Source organism: Gluconobacter sp., from assembly GCF_047722525.1.
Taxonomy (GTDB): Bacteria; Pseudomonadota; Alphaproteobacteria; order Acetobacterales; family Acetobacteraceae; genus Gluconobacter.
This window is the reverse complement of the sequence record NZ_JBDNYY010000001.1, coordinates 315,895-331,944: the sequence shown is the minus strand read 5'-3', so window position 1 is coordinate 331,944 and position 16,050 is coordinate 315,895. Positions and strand designations below refer to the sequence as shown.

Sequence of the window (16,050 nt, the reverse complement as noted above, 5' to 3'; positions counted from 1 at the left end):
GGTTCAGTGCTGTGTCTTTGAGGGCTGGGTCTTGGGGGCGTGGGCCTGATTGCGCGGGTCACCCGGATCATTTCCGGGACCAAGGGCGCGGTATCCGGCGGGAACGGGCGGGTTCATCGGAATGGCCAGGGAGGCGTCGATCGCATCCTTGTTCGCCAGATCGGGGAACTGATTCAAGATCGGCCCGACACGCGAGATGATCTTCTTGACCGTGGGTGCCGCGTTCCAGGCAGCCGTCGTCCAGCCATGCGTGGCGGCCGTGCCCTGTGGGCTGTCGAGCATGACATAGACTGCGTAATGCGGGTTATTCATCGGGAACACGCTTGTGAAGGCCGAGACGTTGACGTGTTTCAGATAGCCGCCATGTGCGCCGATTTTTTCCGCCGTACCGGTTTTGCCGCCGACGTAATAGCCCGGCACTTCGGCGGATTTGCCACTTCCCAGTGTGACGTCCAGACGTAACAGCTTGCGCAGGATCGCTGACGTCTGTTCGGACAGGACACGGGTGCCCACAGGTGTCTGCGCCCCGATATCGTCTCCATCGGCATCGGGCCGGTAGGCGACCGGGCGGAGCTGAGCGGTATCCGCGGTGGGTTTGCTGTCGTCTTCGGTATCGCGCGCCACGAGGGTCGGCTTGAGCAGGATGCCGCCATTCACGGTTGCTGCCGTGCCACGCACGATGGCCAGCGGCGGCTCGGCAACACCGTGACCGAACCCGACCGTCATGACTGTGGAGATACCCCAGTTGCGTGATGCGGGAACGAGTGGGCGCCCGGCTTCGGGCAGTTCGACGGGAACACGGTTGAAGAAGCCCATGTTCCGCAGCCAGTCCTGCTGGCGGGTGGCGCCGACATCAAGGGCGATGTGCGCTGCGGCCGGGTTGGACGAATAGGCCAGAACGCCGGGCAGGGAGAGCCAGGGGGCGAAATGGTCTGTCTTCATATCGCGGATTGTGAAGCGGCCGACCTTGATGGGAATTGTCGAGAAACGGTCCCACAGATGGACGATCCCGAGTTGCAGGCCCATCGCTGCTGTCTGAAGCTTGAAGGTCGAACCCGGTTCGTACATGCCGGTGACGGCCCGGTTGAAGCGGGCATCGTTGGGCGCATGGCCGAAGTCATTGGCGTCATAATCGGGCAGGCTGACCATGGCGAGGATCTCGCCGGTGCGCACGTCCATGACGATGGCGCTGGCGCCAATGGCCGAGAACTCGTCCTTTGCAGCCTGAAGCTCGTCATGCGCGACGGTCTGCACGCGGACGTCCAGTGACAGACGCAGCGGCGACTTGTCGGAGTTCAGGCGCTTGTCGAAATACCGCTCCACGCCTGCGATGCCGTGATCGTCGATGTCAACGCTGCCCATGATCTGGGCGGCAGTCCGGCCCAGCGGATAATGACGGCGTTCCCCGGCTTCGAAATAGATGCCCGGGATGCCCAGATTGTTGATGGCGATTTCCTGAACGGGCGAGATGTCACGTGCCAGATAGACGAACTGCTTTTTCAGGGAGAGGCGACGGATCGTTTCGTCCCGGTCGAGCTGCGGCAGGACCTTTCGCAGCTTGTCGGCTGCATCGGCCGGGTCGATCAGCTCCATCGGGTTCGCATAGACCTGAGCGACAGGGAGCGAGAGCGCCAGCGCCTGTCCTGTTCGATCGGTGATGGTTGCGCGTTTGACGGTCGGCAGGACGAAATCGCCTGCCATCTCCCCGCGCGGGTCACTCTTGGGAATCTCGGGAACCTGTGGAGCGATCTGGCGCTTTTCCGGTTCCATTGGCATCAGGACGGTGGCAACGGTCGCTTTCAGCGCCACGGCGCCATAAATCGCGAGAAAGCCCATGCCGACGCCGAGCAGGCGCCCGTGCATCTGGTCGAGATTCAGCCTGCGCGATCCCCGTGGCGGCGCGGTCTGCCGGGAACGCCCAGACGGCACATCCGGACGCTCGGGGCGCTGCGAACCGGAAGAAGGTGGCACGTCCTGGGGCATCGTGCGGGGGTGCGTCCTGTTGAAGGGCTCGCCCTAAGCTATCTGAAAATGCTGAACGAGCGGTTAATGATGGAAGAGCTCTCAGTTAGCCAACGGCACAGGCGCGGGCAATGCGTCATTCGCATTTCCCAGAGCGGAAAGTTGTGCGTGATGCGGGTGCGGATGCTCTTCAGCCAGACGGGCCGGTGCTGCGGCGTGACTCACACGCACGGTCTGCGGATGCCAGGCTGCGACCATCAGCGGGGCAGGGTGGCTCTCACGATAGCTCACGAGACGGACGCTGGGGGCGCTGTCCGCATGGCTGTGGGTAGATGCCGTAACGGTGCGTGGCGCTGCAGACGCCACCTGCATGTCGGCGTTATGCGAATGGGAGACATGCGGCTGACCCAGCACAGGCTTTGGTGCCGAAGCGGGGTGCGTTGCCACGGCGACGACCATTGGGTGAGGCGCCGGAGCGGGCTGTGCAGGCGTATGGGTAACCTGTGGTGCTGGCAGCGGCAGGTGTGCCGCCTCGGCAGCGCGGTTGACGACCTCGTGCAGTCCTTCACGCGGATCGGCTGGCTGCGCCTTCGAACCAGGGGCGGGCAGACGGGCTTCGAGCGAGGCCATGCGGATGAACTGGTCCGGCTCCATCGGGTGCAGGGAAGGCACGAAACGGGCTGCCAGTGTGTTCAGGCGGTCCGGCTGGTTCAGGAGGGCCCATTCCGTCCGGAGCATGGCGGTCTGGCCACGCACGCGCTGGGTTTCCTGGACGATCTTCGTGATCTTCTGGTCCAGAACCGTGGTCTCGTGCTTCTTGGTATAGAGAAACAGGCCAGATCCTGCGGCAAGGACAGCGCAGGCGACGGTGAAGGGCCGGATCATGAGGGCATTCCTGAGACGGGCATCTTGGAGACGGGATTGCGGACCAGTGCACGCAGACGGGCACTGCGCGCGCGCGGATTTTCCCGGGATTCCTCATCCGTGGCGGAGAGGGGACGGGAATGAAGAAGGGAAAAGGCCGGCGCTTCCTGACGGAGCGGGGCTGGTTCGTAACGGGACGGGTTTCCTGTCCGGCCTGCGAGCACCGCCATGGCGCGCTTGGCCAGACGATCTTCGAGGGAATGGAAGGTTACGACCACGAAAACACCACCGGGTGCCAGCAGGCGCGGTGCGGCCTCAAGGGCGCGCTCCAGTTCGCCAAGCTCGTCGTTCACCGCAATGCGCAGCCCCTGGAAGCTGCGGGTTGCGGGGTCGATATTGGCGCGGTCGCGGGGGACGCAGCAGCGGATGATATGCGCGAGCTGGCCGGTTGAGGTGATCGGGGCCTCGGCGCGGGCTGCCACGATGGCGCGTGCGATGCGGCGGGAGAGCTTTTCCTCGCCATAACGGTACAGGATGTCCGCGAGGTCGGCTTCCTTGCTGGTGTTCACCAGATCGGCAGCGGAGGGGCCATCAGAGCCCATTCGCATGTCCAGCGGGCCGTCGTTCCGGAATGAAAATCCGCGTTCGGCCTGATCGATCTGGAAGGACGAAACACCCAGATCCAGTACGATGCCGTCGAACGGGCCTTCTGCTCCGACCAGGGCTTCCATGTCGCCGAACGTCCCCTGATGCATCCGCAGTCGCCCATTGGCCTGAATGGCCATGGCGTTTCCGCGCTCGATGGCAGCGGGGTCGCGGTCGATCGCATCAAGGGTGCAGTCAGCTGCGTTCAGGATGGCGCGGGCATAGCCACCGCCACCGAACGTTCCATCCAGATAACGTCCACCGGCGCGCGGGGAGAGGGCTTCGAGAACCTCGTGCAGCATGACCGGGACGTGACCGGAATGGACCAGGGTGATTGCGTTCATTCCGCTGCTCCCGAAGTGTTGGTGCTGACAGGGCGACGGCTGCCTGCGAGGGTCTTTGCGCGACTTCGGGCGGCCTGACGGCGTTCTGCGGCAGCGGTCGGATTCCAGATCTGGAAGGTCCGGCCAAGTCCCATGAAAGCGACTTCGTCCGTCAGGGCTGCGTGGGTGCGCAGGGTTTCGGGAAGGATGATGCGGCCTTCCTTGTCGCTGTCCAGTGGATAGGCGTCCGCATAGAGGCTCGCGGCCAGATCCTCATGATCTTCCGAAAAGGGATCGTATTCGTCGAGCGGTGTCGCAAGGGATGCAAAAGCACCGACCGTCCAGCCTTCGATGCAGGGGTGAAGATGGGACGGGCGCAGGATGACCAGAGGATCTCCCGGCTGGGCCTGCGATTTCAGGGCGGCGCGGAAAGATGCGGGAATGGAAACACGCCCCTTGGCATCGAAACGGTTCTGATGCGTGCCGAGGAACATGCTCATGAATGATGTGCCTCCTTACTTGCGATCAGAACCGGTCATGCGGCTTCTGGTTATTTGGCTTGGTCTTGACTGGGATATCATGGGATTTCATGGGACGTCAAACAGATATCGTCAGAAAACCGCAGAAAACTGCGGCATTTTCGAAAATGGAAATGTGACGGAAATTTTTGCGGTTTGTTAGGGTTTATCAGGGATAATCGCGAAAGCGGATCTATACCTGCCGTTATTTGTTCTGTTTTTGTTCTTCTTTGGTGGGTGGAACAATTACTGGAAGAACAGATTTTTTCAGAGGGTGCCAGACGGCCTGTAAGCCGGGTTCTGTCCGCCCGAGGGCGGGACGATCATTCCTCTGGGACCTGCATTGCTGCAGGCCTCACGCAACCAACCCGAACGACGGGGCGAGAAACCCCCGGTTTCCTTGCGGAAACCTGCCGTTCCTATTCGGTCTTGCTCCCGGTAGGGTTTACCATGACCATCGCCGTTGCCGGAGATGCGGTGCGCTCTTGCCGCACCGTTTCGCCCTTACCCGCAACATGTTCCCCGGCGAATGAACGCGTGGAGCACAGTCCGGCGGGCGGTCTGTTTTCTGTGGCACTGTCCCTGGGGTCGCCCCCGCCGGCAATTAACCGGTACCGTCTTCCCATGGAGCCCGGACTTTCCTCCCTGTATGCGATCCTCATCGCACACACAGCGATCGTCCAGCCGTCTGGCGGCGCAGACACTGCTCCGGGACGCCCGTGGGGTCAAGGGCAGACTTTTCGGTATGATCCCGGCATAATGGCGAAATGCGCCCGACCCTGACATTGCGGATTTTCCTGTCCTGGCTCGCCCGACAGGGCCGCAGGCGGGGTGTCACACCCCGTACGGTTGCTCTGGATGAAATCCCGCCCATCCCCGCCGTACCGCCATCCGCGGACATCCTGCGACAGATCCGGCGCGTGACGGGGCTTCCGAGTTTCCCGGTCCGGCTCTCATCGCTGCGGATCCGTCGCTGGTGGGAAATCCATATTCCCGGCGCGGATGGCCCTCGTACGGCGCGGCTGTATCGGCCGCGTGGAAAAGTCCGGGGTGTCGTGCTCTTTCTGCATGGGGGAGGATTCGTGCACTGTGGTCTCGTCTCCCATCACGGGATCTGCTGTCGTCTCGCCGCAGCGTCCGGGGCGATGGTTCTTTCTCTGGATTATCGTCTCGCGCCGGAATACCGGTTCCCCGCGGGGCTGGAAGACGCGAAGTCCGCACTGGATTGGATTTTCAGAACTGTTCCCGCGGATGTGCCTGTCGCGGTTGCCGGAGACAGCGCGGGGGGCAATCTCTCCGCTGCCCTCACGCAATGGGTGCAGGTCAGCGGAAGGCGTCCTCTCACTGCCCAGCTTCTTTATTATCCGGCGCTGAGTGGTCCGTTCATACCGCCCTCACGTCAGGCATATGGAGAGGGCTACATGCTGACCACGGAACTCCTGTACTGGTATTGTGGTCAGACGCTCAGCACACCCGAGGAGCTTTTCGATCCGGCATTTTCGCCTCTGCTGGCAGACAGCTTCCGGGATCTTCCTCCGGCCATGATCGTGACAGCGGGATTTGATCCGCTTCGGGGTGAGGGGGAACTCTATGCCCGGCGTCTTGATGAGGCGGACGTGCCCGTCAGGCTGAAGAACTTTCCGCGCATGATTCACGGTTTCCTGAACGGCTATGCGCTGTTTCGGGACGGGCGTCAGGCGCTGCGGGAAGGGGGGATGTTCCTGCGCGAGGCATTCGTGCAGAAGAAAGGCGGAGCCTCTTAGGAGGCGCCGCCTTTTCGGGAGGCGTTAAAGCGGTAGATTATGGAACGCGCCGGGCGTTCCTGCGTCTGTCTGCACCGTACGTGCGGAGCGGTTGATCTTCAGGCTGAACAGTTTGTCGGCGGAGGGCGTGGTGCCGGGGCAGCCATTTCCGTGGCGTCCCAGAACGTCCATCGTTGGCGTGTTGTCCGCAGCATTGCCGTTGACGACGAAGACCAGACAGTGACGGGGCAGGTCCGTCAGATTGTCTTTCACCACGACCAGGCGCAGATGCTCCACCAGGGCAGTGTTGTCGAACCAGCTCAGTTTGCTGAAGGTGATCTTGTCGTAGGACATGTCCAGCAGTCCGGTGCGGACTGCAATGAACATCAGCAGAAAGGCCGGGATGACCACCAGGAGCCGCCGCAGCAGAAGCTGTTTGAAGCTGCGGGGCTGCCGGCGTGTGCCTCTGCCCGGCGCGCGGCCCAGACGGGGCGTTGCGCTTTTATCGTCGTTCAAATGCACTCACTCCGAGGCTTCGTGCCAGGTGTCGCCATGGCCGGCAAGCAGACGGGTCGCCTGTTCGGGGCCATAGGAGCCTGCGCTGTAGGTCTGCATGGGTACCTTGTCATGTTTCCACGCATCCAGGATGGGTTCGGCCCAGCGCCATGCGGCTTCTACTTCGTCGCGGCGGATGAACAGCACCGGATCGCCGCGCACCGCATCGAGCAGGAGCCGCTCATAGGAGTCCGGGAAGGGCATGCCGCCTTCCATGCGGATGGACGTGTCCAGATCCGCTGTGTGAAGGTTGAACACGTCCAGTGCCGGATTCTTGACGTTCAGGCGCAGTTCCACGCCCTCATTGGGCTGCACGCGAAGAACCAGCCTGTTGCTGGCAGGTGTCGCGCCGAACATCGTGGTTGCGGCCGGCCGGAACGTCACGACAATCTCGCTGACCTTTCGGCCAGAGCGCTTGGCTGTACGGATGTAGAACGGCACGCCCTTCCAGCGCGGGGTATCGACCCAGGCACGGACTGCGGCATAGGTTTCCGTAGCACTTGGCTTGCCCAGTTCTTCCAGATAGCCCGGAACATTCTCGCCGCCGACAACGCCTGCCGTGTACTGTGCACGGACGGTCTCGGTGGCCGCGGTTGCGTCGGTGATGGGACGCAGGGCGTTCAGGACGGCGAGCTTGGCGTTGCGGACGGCATCGGCCTCAAGGGAATCCGGCGCCTCCATTGCAACCAGACACAATACCTGCAGCAGATGGTTCTGGATCATGTCCCGCAGTGCGCCGGACGTATCGTAATAGGCTGCGCGCCCTTCCACGCCCACGGTTTCAACCGCCGTGATCTGGACGCTTTCGATATGCTCGGCGGACCAGGCCGCGTTCATGAGCGGATTGGCAAAGCGCAGGGCCAGAATGTTCTGGACCGTTTCTTTCCCGAGATAGTGATCGATCCGGTAGATCTGCTTTTCCGGGAAATACTGGCCGACCCCATCATTGATGGCGGTCGCGGTGGCCATGTTCGTTCCGATCGGCTTTTCGAGAACCACGCGTGAATTGGGTGTGATCAGCCCGTAGGTGTGCAGGTTCTCGCAGATGCTGCCGTAAAGCTGTGGGGCGGTTGCGAAATAATAGACCCGCACCCGGTCAGGCTGCGTCTTGGCGAGCAGGGATTTCAGCGTCTCCCACTGCGGGCCTTCCTGACTGCTGTCCAGCGTCACATAATCGAGACGGTCCAGAAAGCGCTCCACCAGCCCCGGGCTGAGGATGTCTGAGGGAAGAAAGCGTTCAAGCGCCTCGCGGGCACGTGCGACATAGGCCTCCCGGTCCAGCTCCGTACGGGCAGCTCCGATGATGCAGGCATCGTCTGGAATCTGGCCCATCCGGAGACGGTTGTAGAGCGCGGGCAGCAGCTTGCGCATCGTGAGATCGCCAGTGGCGCCGAAGATGACATAGTCGAAGGGCTCGACCTGCTGGAAATGTTCCATGGAAGACTCTCTGACCTCTCGAACCCGCGGACCGGGGAAAAAAGGGTTAGGGTTCAGGCCCTTTCAGGCACCGTCTAGTTCCCTGTCAGAGGGGTTTCTGTCAAGGGAGGGGCCCTGCACGACATCGGGAGAAAAGCTTCGTCATGCTCACGCGTTCATGAAACGTGCGCATAATTCCGTTGACCGTCCTGCCCTCATCACGATAAGCCGCGCGGCGGATGCTGTGTTTGCGCAGCGTCGGTGAAACGTAGCCCAGACGACAAAAGGAAACCGGACATGGATGCAGAAAGCAAAAGCGAAGGCGCTGCCACGGGCGGGATCGCTGCGGATCGTCTGCGCTCCATCATCGAGCGTGTCGAGCGCCTGGAAGAAGAGCGTAAGGCTCTGGCCGGCGATATCAAGGACATCTTTTCCGAAGCCAAATCCGCCGGATTTGACGTAAAGGTCATCAAGCAGATCATCCGTCTGCGCAAGCAGGAGCCGGCCGAGGTCGAGGAGCAGGAAACACTGCTCGATATCTACCGTCGGGCCCTTGGAATGTAATTCCGGCCTCCGGACTTCCAAACGCGCTACCTTCAGACTGGACCAGGCCTCCTCATGATGTCTGATTTCTCATGGTTGCCAGGCTGGGCCTTCGGGTGCCTGGCTGTGGTGGCCGCGCTGTTTGCGCTGGCGCTGCTCTGCATGCCCTTCGCCGTTTTCGGCACCAAACCACGGTTGCAGGATCTGGAGTTCCAGATCGCGGAAATGCGTGCGGAACTCCGTGCGCTGAACCTGCGACTGGCTGTTTCGCTACGCCCGGAAAGCCTCTCTGCAGACCCCGAAGGACAGTCGGCGACCACGCCCGTATCCCGGATGGCTCCCGTGCCTGAAGCGCGCGTTGTCACGCCGTCTACGGCCCGGCCGGATGAAGATTACCTGATGCCTGCGCGGAGCCTCCGTCCCGATCTGCCGTCCTATGAGGATGGTCCGGGGGCAGGCGATCCTGAAACATTGCCGCGTCGTGGTCGCGTTTCGCCACCGGTTGCAGGGGAAGGGGGATCCAGCACGTCCGAGCGCATCTGGTCCCGTGCTCCGTGGGAACAGGATGCTTCGGGGGGCGGACGCCAGCCGCTTGGACGTGGCCTGGACAGGAAACAGTCTTCCCGAACCGTTGCGTTGGAAGATGATGCTTACCGGTCGCGTTCGGAACCCAAGCTGCGCTGGCCTCCCAGGGATTGAGCAAACCCGGGACTGAGCAAAGGGCGCAGGTCTGACCCTTCAGAGGTGGTCGAGAGTCAGATCATCCCGGTGGATCAGGGCATCCCGCCCGCGATACCCCAGAATCTGTTCCATTTCCTCTGAACGGTGACCGATCAGCTTGCGGCTCTCTTCCGAATCATAGGCGATCAGCCCGCGCCCGATAACAACTCCGTCAGCATCCTGGATGACGACCAGATCACCACGGCCAAACGTCCCCTCAATTCCGGTCACGCCGGCTGGCAGGAGCGATGCGCCGTCCTGAAGGGCGCGATGGGCTCCGGCGTCGATCGTGAGTGTTCCCCTGGGTTGAAGGCTCCCCCCGATCCACCGTTTGCGGGCTGATCCGGCATCGGTCTGCGCCATGAACCAGGTGCAGAGGCCGCCATTCTGCAGCCTGCGAAGCGGATGATGATCCTGCCCGGCCGCGATCACCATGTTCGTGCCGGCGCGTGTCGCGATCCGCGCGGCCAGAAGCTTCGTGCGCATTCCACCAGATGAATAACCCGGTGGCGGTTCGCCTCCCATGGCCATGATCTCGTCTGTCATCTGTTCGACGACGGGAATATGCTGCGCCGTGGGATCCTGTCGCGGGTCGGCCGTATAAAGCCCGTCAATATCCGACAGCAGCACCAGACAGTCCGCGCCTGTCATCTGGGCTACGCGGGCCCCCAGCCGGTCATTGTCGCCGAAGCGGATTTCGCCTGTCGCAATGGCGTCGTTTTCGTTGATGACGGGAACGCATCCCAGATCAAGCAGAGTCTGAAGCGTCGCGCGTGCATTCAGGTGGCGCTCACGGTTTTCCGTGTCGTCCGGTGTGAGCAGAAGCTGTGCCGCTACCAGATCATGACCCGCAAGCGCCGTGCTCCAGCCCTGTGCCAGTCCGATCTGGCCCACGCTGGCCATCGCCTGCTTTTCATCCAGCCGCAGACGGCGGGATGTCAGGCCGAGACGATGGCGCGCCAGTGAGATCGCGCCTGAAGAGACGACAATGACCTGGGTCCCGCGGGCGCGCAGGTCTGCGATATCCGCGCAGACGCTCTGCAGCCATTCAAGCCGCAGGGTCGCATTGGCTGAGTCGACCAGAAGTGCACTTCCGATCTTGATGACAATCCGGCGAGCCTGCGCCAGATGAGGAGCAGAAGCCGGAGCGATCATCCCTGCCGGTCCTTTTTGGCAGTGGTCACGCGATCCTGAAGCAGGCGGAGCAGTTCGGGCAGTCCTTCCTGTGTCGCCCCGGACAGCATCATGACTTCCGCTCCGGAAGCCTTTGCCAGAGCCCGCTTCTTGGCGGAGCGCTGGGTGGGCGTCAGGGAATCGCACTTGTTCAGAACGATGATTTCCGGCTTGGCGGCAAGCTCGGGATCATAGGCTTCCAGTTCCTTGCGGATCAGGCGCCAGTGCTTGACGACCTGACTCTCCGTCCCGTCGATCAGATGGAGCAGCGTTGCACACCGTTCCACATGCCCGAGGAAGCGGTCTCCAAGGCCGGCGCCTTCGCTGGCCCCTTCAATCAGGCCGGGAATATCGGCGATCACGAACTCTTCCGTATTGTTCAGGCGTACCACGCCGAGCTGTGGATGAAGGGTCGTGAACGGATAGTCGGCAATCTTCGGACGAGCCCGCGATGCCACGGACAGAAGCGTGGACTTGCCGGCGTTGGGCAGTCCCACGAGTCCGATATCGGCAATCAGCTTGAGCCGCAGCCAAACCCACCGCTCTTCGCCCGGCCAGCCCTTGTCAGCCCGGCGTGGCGCACGGTTGGTGCTGCTTTTGAAATGGGTGTTGCCAAGGCCGCCATCACCGCCGCGGCACAGAAGGACTTCCTTGCCCTCGGCGTCGAGATCGGCCAGCAGGGTTTCGCGATCCTCGTCGAAGATCTGCGTGCCGACCGGGACATTGATGGTGACATTTTCCGCAGCCGCACCGGTCCGGTTGGAGCCTGCGCCATTGCCGCCCTTGCGGGCCTTGAAATGCTGCGTGTAGCGGAAGTCGATCAGGGTATTCAGGCCGGGGACCGCACGGAAAAGGATGTCACCGCCACGGCCGCCGTCACCGCCGTCCGGACCGCCATATTCGATGTATTTCTCGCGCCGGAATGCGATCACGCCGTCACCGCCGTCACCGGAACGCACATAGATCTTGGCTTGGTCGAGAAACTTCATCGTATTGTCCGCAAGAAAAGGTGAGGGGCGCTTTATACGCAAAAAGGCCGGTCCCGAACAGGACCGGCCCCTTCCGCTCGCGCTGGAAAACGCGGGCTGCTTATTCAGCAGCTTCCGGCAGTGCCACGGAAACGTGGACACGGCCTTCTGCGCGGCGCTGGAACTTCACATGACCGTCCGTCAGGGCGAACAGTGTGTGGTCGCGGCCGATACCGACATTGGCGCCGGCCTTCATCTTCGTGCCGCGCTGACGGACGATGATGTTGCCTGCGATGACGCTTTCGCCACCGAACTTCTTCACGCCCAGACGACGACCTGCACTGTCGCGTCCGTTACGGCTCGAACCGCCTGCCTTTTTTTGTGCCATGGCTGTTTATCCTTACCTGGAGTGTCGGGCCGATCAGGCCGCGTTGATCGCGTTGATGCGCAGGACGGTCACCGGCTGGCGGTGGCCATTCTTGCGGCGGCTGTTCTGACGGCGACGCTTCTTGAAGATGATCACCTTCGGCAGACGATCCTGAGCGACAACGGTTGCCGTCACGGTTGCGCCAGCGACCAGCGGTGCGCCAACGGTCAGGGTGCCTTCGCCGCCAACCATCAGGACGTCGGTGAAGGTGATGGTGCTGCCGGCTTCAGCTTCGAGCTTCTCGACCTTGAGGATGCTCTCGGGAGCAACGCGATACTGCTTGCCGCCGGTGCGGATGACTGCGTACATTCTGGAAACTCTCTCTGTTCCGATCTCGTGGCCGCTTCTGCCGGGTTGACCCGATCTGGCGCGACCCAGTCGCTTTTTGTCGTTGGCTCCATGCCGACCAACAGGAATTGGAACATGGAACAGCCGCGGTCGATACAGATATGAAGGCTTTCAGTCAATCAGAAATGGCGAAAAAAGCCCTGCCCAGATATCTTTCTTTCAGGATCGCGCTTCAGCCCTCTTGCAATGTCTGACAAACCCCTCCATAAGCCCCTCCGTCGATCAGGTTCAGCGCAAAAGCAGAGCCGTACGGAGAGGTGCCAGAGTGGTCGATTGGGGCGGTCTCGAAAACCGTTGTGCCTTCGCGGGTACCGTGGGTTCGAATCCCACCCTCTCCGCCAGATTTCCTTAAAATACAGATTTGTGGACTGGTTTTTGAAAAGGCCAGTTCTCACTCATCCTGAAGTTTGCTGTGTCGCGGCCGGGCAGGGGTGTCCCCTCCTGTTGCGCAACGGTTTTGCTATGCGCATAAATATAGTATATTGCATAAAGTGACGTTCTTGCTATGATGTGACTGTAAATGCTGCAACGCCACGGGACGAAACGCCGTAAGATGTCGCACTTCCACCAGTCGTCCGAAGCTAGCGCCACCTGGCAGAGTCTGACCCGAGAGGGTAATCGGGATTACGCGCGCAAGAATCTGCGAAAAGCCCGGGCGCACTACGAAGAAGCCATGGAGGAAGCCCGGAGTCTTCTGTGTCAGTTTCAGGAGACGGGGCTGCCTCTTTCGACGCCCGTTATGCTGGTCGTGTCATGTCATAATCTGGCTGATCTGTTTTTCGGGCAGAAAGAACCTGAACAGGCAGTTCTTTTTCTGCGCCATGCCTGCGTGGAACTGACCCGCCTTGCAGGGCTGCCTGCTCTGCCTTTGCAGGCCCGACTGGCATGTGTGGAGCAGTTACGGCCAGCCGTTGTCTCCCTGATGGAGCATGGGGACAGAACAGTGTCCGAACAGCAGGAAACGCAGAACCTTGTGCTTCGGGCGCGGAGCGCGGCGCTCTCGGTTTATCAGATCGCCGGCTACGCGGCGCAGACCCGGCTGGAAGACGCCCCGGTAATGGGACGTCCCTCGTAAATGAGAGATCAGCCAAACAGGATTGGAAATAAAATGTTCAAACTTCCCGAGCTTCCCTATGCTCCGGATGCGCTGGCGCCGTACATGTCGGCTGAGACGCTAGAGTATCATCATGGCAAGCATCACAAGGCCTATGTCGACAAGCTGAACGAACTGACTGCCAGCGGCCCGTTTCATGGGTTGGATCTGGATACGGTAATCCGTGAATCAGCACAGGATCCCGCCCAGAAGGTTCTGTTCAACCAGGCCGGCCAGCACTGGAATCATTCCTTTTTCTGGCTGAGCATGAAGGCGAAAGGCGGCGGCGCCATTCCCGGTGCCCTCGAGAAGCAGCTTGTGGCCGATTTTGGCTCCCTGGACGCGTTCAAGACTGAATTCCGCAATGCCTGTGTATCCCAGTTCGGGAGCGGTTGGGGCTGGCTGGTGCATGACGGTGAAAAACTGGCCATCACCAAGACGGCCAATGCGGATACCCCGCTTGTTCATGGCCAGACAGCATTGCTGACATGTGATGTGTGGGAGCATGCCTATTATATCGATTACCGCAACATGCGGCCGAAATATGTGGATGCCTTCCTGACGGATCTGGTGAACTGGGAGAGGGTCGAGCAGCGTTATCAGGAAGCTCTGTCCACACGATAACGGCCCGATAAAAAACGAATGTTGTGACGGATATTCTCATGTTCCTGCCTTTGAGCCTGCGGCGGAGATCCATCGCGGTGAGGTAGGGGTATGGAATATCCACAGGCATGTTCAGGTCTTTTGCAAATGGCTGCTGAACTCTTCTGCGGTCCATGTCGTAATCTGGTTCGTAAAACGAAGGCGATAGAAGCCCAGCAACTGATCATGAGTAGAATCTATCGAACTATAGACGCCATCAGTGATCAGAACGGCCCTGTAATCGTAATCAAGGGCGCCTAACAGCGTCGCCAGAACACACACGTCCGTTTCCCCGCCAGTCATCACGAGTGTTTCTATGTCCTGGCCTTCAAGATGTTTCTGTAATTTTCCTTCATGCCAGGGCGAATAGCCTCTTTTGTCGATAACCTGTGCTGGAGGAATAAAGACTTTTAGGTCATCGACAATGTCCAGCATTTCCTCTCCAAGGCGGGAGCGCGTCATCTGGTTCCAGTGCCGATAATAATCCCGCCAGGCCCCTGAAGCATCTTCGACATCGTTGGGAGGAATGAAGCGGGTGAAAACCGTTTTCTCTGGCTGTGCGGAAACAAGACGCTGGACTGTGGGCAGAATACGGGCGAGCCAGGGGGCATGCCAGGGCGTTTTCCTGAAAAACATGTTCTGCATATCGACACAGATATGTCGCCAGCGTCCGCTTCTCAGGCTGTCTTCCAGACCCATTGCGCGCTTTCCTTTCGCCGTATCCGACAGAAATGAGGGCGGTCAGAGGCCGCTTCAAGCCATGCGCAGATTCTGCGCGAAGAGCGCCCTGTCTTCGCGAGAAGAAACGTCCGGATCAATCGTTTGCGGGAAAGAAATGATGACACAATGACGTGACCTTTCCCTCCCGGGGGCGGAGAGTTTCGAACCCTGACCGGATCGGAGCATTAAAGGTCACATCCATATCATTGTGAGGACGCGATGACCGCTACCCGACGCAATCTCCTCGCCCTTTCTGCTCTGGGAAGTGCTGCAGTTCTGATGCCCCGAAGCGGACGGGCTCAGGATGCGCAACATGCCGGAGACGTTACCCCAACCATGGGAAACGTGGTCCGTAACACATTGCCCCTGAACGTGGCTCAGACGGGTCAGCGGTTTCGTCCACCGACGCGCATAGGACTGGGTGGGGTTCCCATTGGAAACGGCTTTGCCGCCGGTACGGATGAGGATGCCGAAGCCGCGCTGGAAGCAGCCTGGGCTTCAGGGGTGCGTTATTTCGATACATCGCCCTGGTATGGTCTGGGCCTGAGTGAGCGACGGTTCGGGCATTTTCTGCATACGCGGCCGCGGGATGAATTCGTCCTGTCCACCAAGGTTGGCCGATTGCTGACCGCCGCTCCCCAGCCGCCCGGGGGGACGATGTGGCACGATCCGTCCCCTTTCGCCTACCGCTATGACTACACGGCGGATGGCGTGCGGCGTTCGGTCGAGGACAGTCTTCAGAGGCTGGGTATTTCCCGGCTCGATATCGTCTACATTCATGACCTGTCGCCTGAAAACAAGGATATGGGACCACGATGGACGACCTATTTCGAGCAGGCCGCCAAGGGTGCCATTCCAGAGCTGACCAGAATGCGGCAGGAAGGTCTCATCAAGGGGTGGGGGCTTGGGGTCAATACGCCTCAGGCCGTCCTGCGGACCCTTGAGATCGCAGATCCGGATATCGTTCTTCTGGCGACGCAGTATTCCATCCTGCGCCACGACGAAGCGTTGACCCATACCTTGCCGGCCCTCGCTTCCCGGGGCGTGTCGGCTGTTATCGGTGCGCCGCTGAATGCCGGCTACGCGGCCGGGCGCAATCGATACGATTATGGAAACACAATTCCATCCGGGATGGCGCGCAAGCGTGCAGCCATGAACGACATCGCCAGACAGCATGGGATTGATCTGCGGACGGCTGCACTACAGTTCGCGGCGGCTCATCCGACGGTTTCGGCTGTCATTCCCGGGGCGCGCAACGCTGCCCAGATGCAGGCCAATGCACGGTCCATGGAAGTTTCCATCCCCGCCGGCTTCTGGGATGACCTCAAGCACAAAAAGCTGATTGCCGCGGCCGCGCCTGTTCCTGCTCCCCTGTAGGGGAAGCGGTACAG

At 60.9% G+C, this 16,050-nt stretch carries 17 protein-coding genes, 1 tRNA gene and 1 other RNA gene; 7 read left to right on the top strand and 12 right to left on the bottom strand.

The window, feature by feature from the left end; translation table 11 throughout:
- Positions 1-3 precede the first annotated feature (3 nt).
- From ABF859_RS01590 to rnpB, 5 genes are all read right to left on the bottom strand, one after another.
- Positions 4-1,983, bottom strand: a complete 1,980-nt coding sequence (locus ABF859_RS01590; RefSeq protein ID WP_415525465.1) for a peptidoglycan D,D-transpeptidase FtsI family protein — start codon at positions 1,981-1,983, stop codon at positions 4-6.
- 81 nt (positions 1,984-2,064) lie between these two features.
- Positions 2,065-2,847: a hypothetical protein gene (locus ABF859_RS01585; protein WP_415525463.1), complete on the bottom strand. Its 783-nt coding sequence runs from the start codon at positions 2,845-2,847 to the stop codon at positions 2,065-2,067.
- A complete protein-coding gene (gene rsmH, locus ABF859_RS01580) occupies positions 2,844-3,815 on the bottom strand; it encodes a 16S rRNA (cytosine(1402)-N(4))-methyltransferase RsmH (protein ID WP_415525461.1) in 972 nt (323 codons plus the stop codon). Before rsmH ends, ABF859_RS01585 begins: the two co-directional genes overlap by 4 nt.
- A complete protein-coding gene (gene mraZ, locus ABF859_RS01575; RefSeq protein ID WP_415525459.1) occupies positions 3,812-4,294 on the bottom strand; it encodes a division/cell wall cluster transcriptional repressor MraZ in 483 nt (160 codons plus the stop codon). Before mraZ ends, rsmH begins: the two co-directional genes overlap by 4 nt.
- Before the next feature lie 291 nt (positions 4,295-4,585).
- Positions 4,586-5,004: RNase P RNA component class A (gene rnpB, locus ABF859_RS01570), an RNA gene on the bottom strand.
- A gap of 75 nt (positions 5,005-5,079) precedes the next feature.
- Between rnpB and ABF859_RS01565 the strand changes: the two genes are divergently transcribed.
- The gene (locus tag ABF859_RS01565; RefSeq protein ID WP_415525457.1) at positions 5,080-6,075 is read left to right on the top strand and encodes an alpha/beta hydrolase; all 996 of its coding nucleotides are present in this window, start codon (positions 5,080-5,082) and stop codon (positions 6,073-6,075) included.
- Between the two features lie 24 nt (positions 6,076-6,099).
- Here the strand turns inward: ABF859_RS01565 and ABF859_RS01560 are convergent, their stop codons facing one another.
- Complete coding sequence (locus ABF859_RS01560; RefSeq protein WP_415525455.1) at positions 6,100-6,576, bottom strand: hypothetical protein; 477 nt, start codon at positions 6,574-6,576, stop codon at positions 6,100-6,102.
- Positions 6,577-8,046 carry a glucose-6-phosphate dehydrogenase gene (gene zwf, locus ABF859_RS01555; protein ID WP_415525453.1) on the bottom strand — a complete coding sequence of 490 codons (1,470 nt, stop codon included), beginning with the start codon at positions 8,044-8,046 and terminating at the stop codon, positions 6,577-6,579.
- 276 nt (positions 8,047-8,322) lie between these two features.
- Between zwf and ABF859_RS01550 the strand changes: the two genes are divergently transcribed.
- Together ABF859_RS01550 and ABF859_RS01545 are read left to right on the top strand one after the other, a co-directional pair.
- A complete protein-coding gene (locus tag ABF859_RS01550; RefSeq protein WP_062510070.1) occupies positions 8,323-8,589 on the top strand; it encodes a DUF2312 domain-containing protein in 267 nt (88 codons plus the stop codon).
- 54 nt (positions 8,590-8,643) lie between these two features.
- Entirely contained in the window at positions 8,644-9,267 is a 624-nt protein-coding gene (locus ABF859_RS01545; RefSeq protein ID WP_415525451.1) for a hypothetical protein, read from the top strand.
- Positions 9,268-9,306: 39 nt separating this feature from the next.
- On the opposite strand, the gene proB is transcribed toward ABF859_RS01545, so the two are convergent.
- From proB to rplU, 4 genes are all read right to left on the bottom strand, one after another.
- On the bottom strand, positions 9,307-10,443 hold the full coding sequence (proB, locus tag ABF859_RS01540) for a glutamate 5-kinase (RefSeq protein WP_415525449.1): 1,137 nt from the start codon (positions 10,441-10,443) through the stop codon (positions 9,307-9,309).
- Positions 10,440-11,450 carry a GTPase ObgE gene (obgE, locus tag ABF859_RS01535; RefSeq protein WP_415525447.1) on the bottom strand — a complete coding sequence of 337 codons (1,011 nt, stop codon included), beginning with the start codon at positions 11,448-11,450 and terminating at the stop codon, positions 10,440-10,442. The genes proB and obgE overlap by 4 nt, the downstream gene beginning before the upstream one ends.
- 100 nt (positions 11,451-11,550) lie before the next feature.
- Positions 11,551-11,817, bottom strand: a complete 267-nt coding sequence (rpmA, locus tag ABF859_RS01530; RefSeq protein WP_062494730.1) for a 50S ribosomal protein L27 — start codon at positions 11,815-11,817, stop codon at positions 11,551-11,553.
- 33 nt (positions 11,818-11,850) lie between these two features.
- Entirely contained in the window at positions 11,851-12,165 is a 315-nt protein-coding gene (gene rplU, locus ABF859_RS01525) for a 50S ribosomal protein L21 (RefSeq protein WP_011251736.1), read from the bottom strand.
- Between the two features lie 290 nt (positions 12,166-12,455).
- On the opposite strand from rplU, the gene ABF859_RS01520 reads away from it, so the two are divergent.
- The 3 genes from ABF859_RS01520 to ABF859_RS01510 all read left to right on the top strand — a co-directional run bounded on the left by ABF859_RS01520 (position 12,456) and on the right by ABF859_RS01510 (position 13,921).
- Positions 12,456-12,545 (top strand) — tRNA-Ser (locus ABF859_RS01520).
- 179 nt (positions 12,546-12,724) lie between these two features.
- Positions 12,725-13,279, top strand: a complete 555-nt coding sequence (locus ABF859_RS01515; protein ID WP_415525445.1) for a hypothetical protein — start codon at positions 12,725-12,727, stop codon at positions 13,277-13,279.
- 33 nt (positions 13,280-13,312) lie between these two features.
- Positions 13,313-13,921, top strand: coding sequence for a superoxide dismutase (locus ABF859_RS01510; protein ID WP_415525443.1), 609 nt, complete (start codon positions 13,313-13,315; stop codon positions 13,919-13,921).
- Between the two features lie 111 nt (positions 13,922-14,032).
- On the opposite strand, the gene ABF859_RS01505 is transcribed toward ABF859_RS01510, so the two are convergent.
- A complete protein-coding gene (locus ABF859_RS01505) occupies positions 14,033-14,638 on the bottom strand; it encodes a cysteine hydrolase family protein (RefSeq protein ID WP_415525441.1) in 606 nt (201 codons plus the stop codon).
- Between the two features lie 240 nt (positions 14,639-14,878).
- On the opposite strand from ABF859_RS01505, the gene ABF859_RS01500 reads away from it, so the two are divergent.
- Positions 14,879-16,036 carry an aldo/keto reductase gene (locus ABF859_RS01500; protein WP_415525439.1) on the top strand — a complete coding sequence of 386 codons (1,158 nt, stop codon included), beginning with the start codon at positions 14,879-14,881 and terminating at the stop codon, positions 16,034-16,036.
- The last annotated feature ends 14 nt before the right edge of the window (positions 16,037-16,050 follow it).

Coding starts and splice junctions, on each gene's coding strand:
- ABF859_RS01590 (WP_415525465.1), bottom strand. CDS start 1,983: ATGCCCCAGGACGTGCCACCTTCTTCCGGTTCGCAGCGCCCCGAGCGT.
- ABF859_RS01585 (WP_415525463.1), bottom strand. CDS start 2,847: ATGATCCGGCCCTTCACCGTCGCCTGCGCTGTCCTTGCCGCAGGATCT.
- rsmH (WP_415525461.1), bottom strand. CDS start 3,815: ATGAACGCAATCACCCTGGTCCATTCCGGTCACGTCCCGGTCATGCTG.
- mraZ (WP_415525459.1), bottom strand. CDS start 4,294: ATGAGCATGTTCCTCGGCACGCATCAGAACCGTTTCGATGCCAAGGGG.
- ABF859_RS01565 (WP_415525457.1), top strand. CDS start 5,080: ATGCGCCCGACCCTGACATTGCGGATTTTCCTGTCCTGGCTCGCCCGA.
- zwf (WP_415525453.1), bottom strand. CDS start 8,046: ATGGAACATTTCCAGCAGGTCGAGCCCTTCGACTATGTCATCTTCGGC.
- ABF859_RS01550 (WP_062510070.1), top strand. CDS start 8,323: ATGGATGCAGAAAGCAAAAGCGAAGGCGCTGCCACGGGCGGGATCGCT.
- ABF859_RS01545 (WP_415525451.1), top strand. CDS start 8,644: ATGATGTCTGATTTCTCATGGTTGCCAGGCTGGGCCTTCGGGTGCCTG.
- proB (WP_415525449.1), bottom strand. CDS start 10,443: ATGATCGCTCCGGCTTCTGCTCCTCATCTGGCGCAGGCTCGCCGGATT.
- obgE (WP_415525447.1), bottom strand. CDS start 11,450: ATGAAGTTTCTCGACCAAGCCAAGATCTATGTGCGTTCCGGTGACGGC.
- rpmA (WP_062494730.1), bottom strand. CDS start 11,817: ATGGCACAAAAAAAGGCAGGCGGTTCGAGCCGTAACGGACGCGACAGT.
- rplU (WP_011251736.1), bottom strand. CDS start 12,165: ATGTACGCAGTCATCCGCACCGGCGGCAAGCAGTATCGCGTTGCTCCC.
- ABF859_RS01515 (WP_415525445.1), top strand. CDS start 12,725: ATGCTGCAACGCCACGGGACGAAACGCCGTAAGATGTCGCACTTCCAC.
- ABF859_RS01510 (WP_415525443.1), top strand. CDS start 13,313: ATGTTCAAACTTCCCGAGCTTCCCTATGCTCCGGATGCGCTGGCGCCG.
- ABF859_RS01505 (WP_415525441.1), bottom strand. CDS start 14,638: ATGGGTCTGGAAGACAGCCTGAGAAGCGGACGCTGGCGACATATCTGT.
- ABF859_RS01500 (WP_415525439.1), top strand. CDS start 14,879: ATGACCGCTACCCGACGCAATCTCCTCGCCCTTTCTGCTCTGGGAAGT.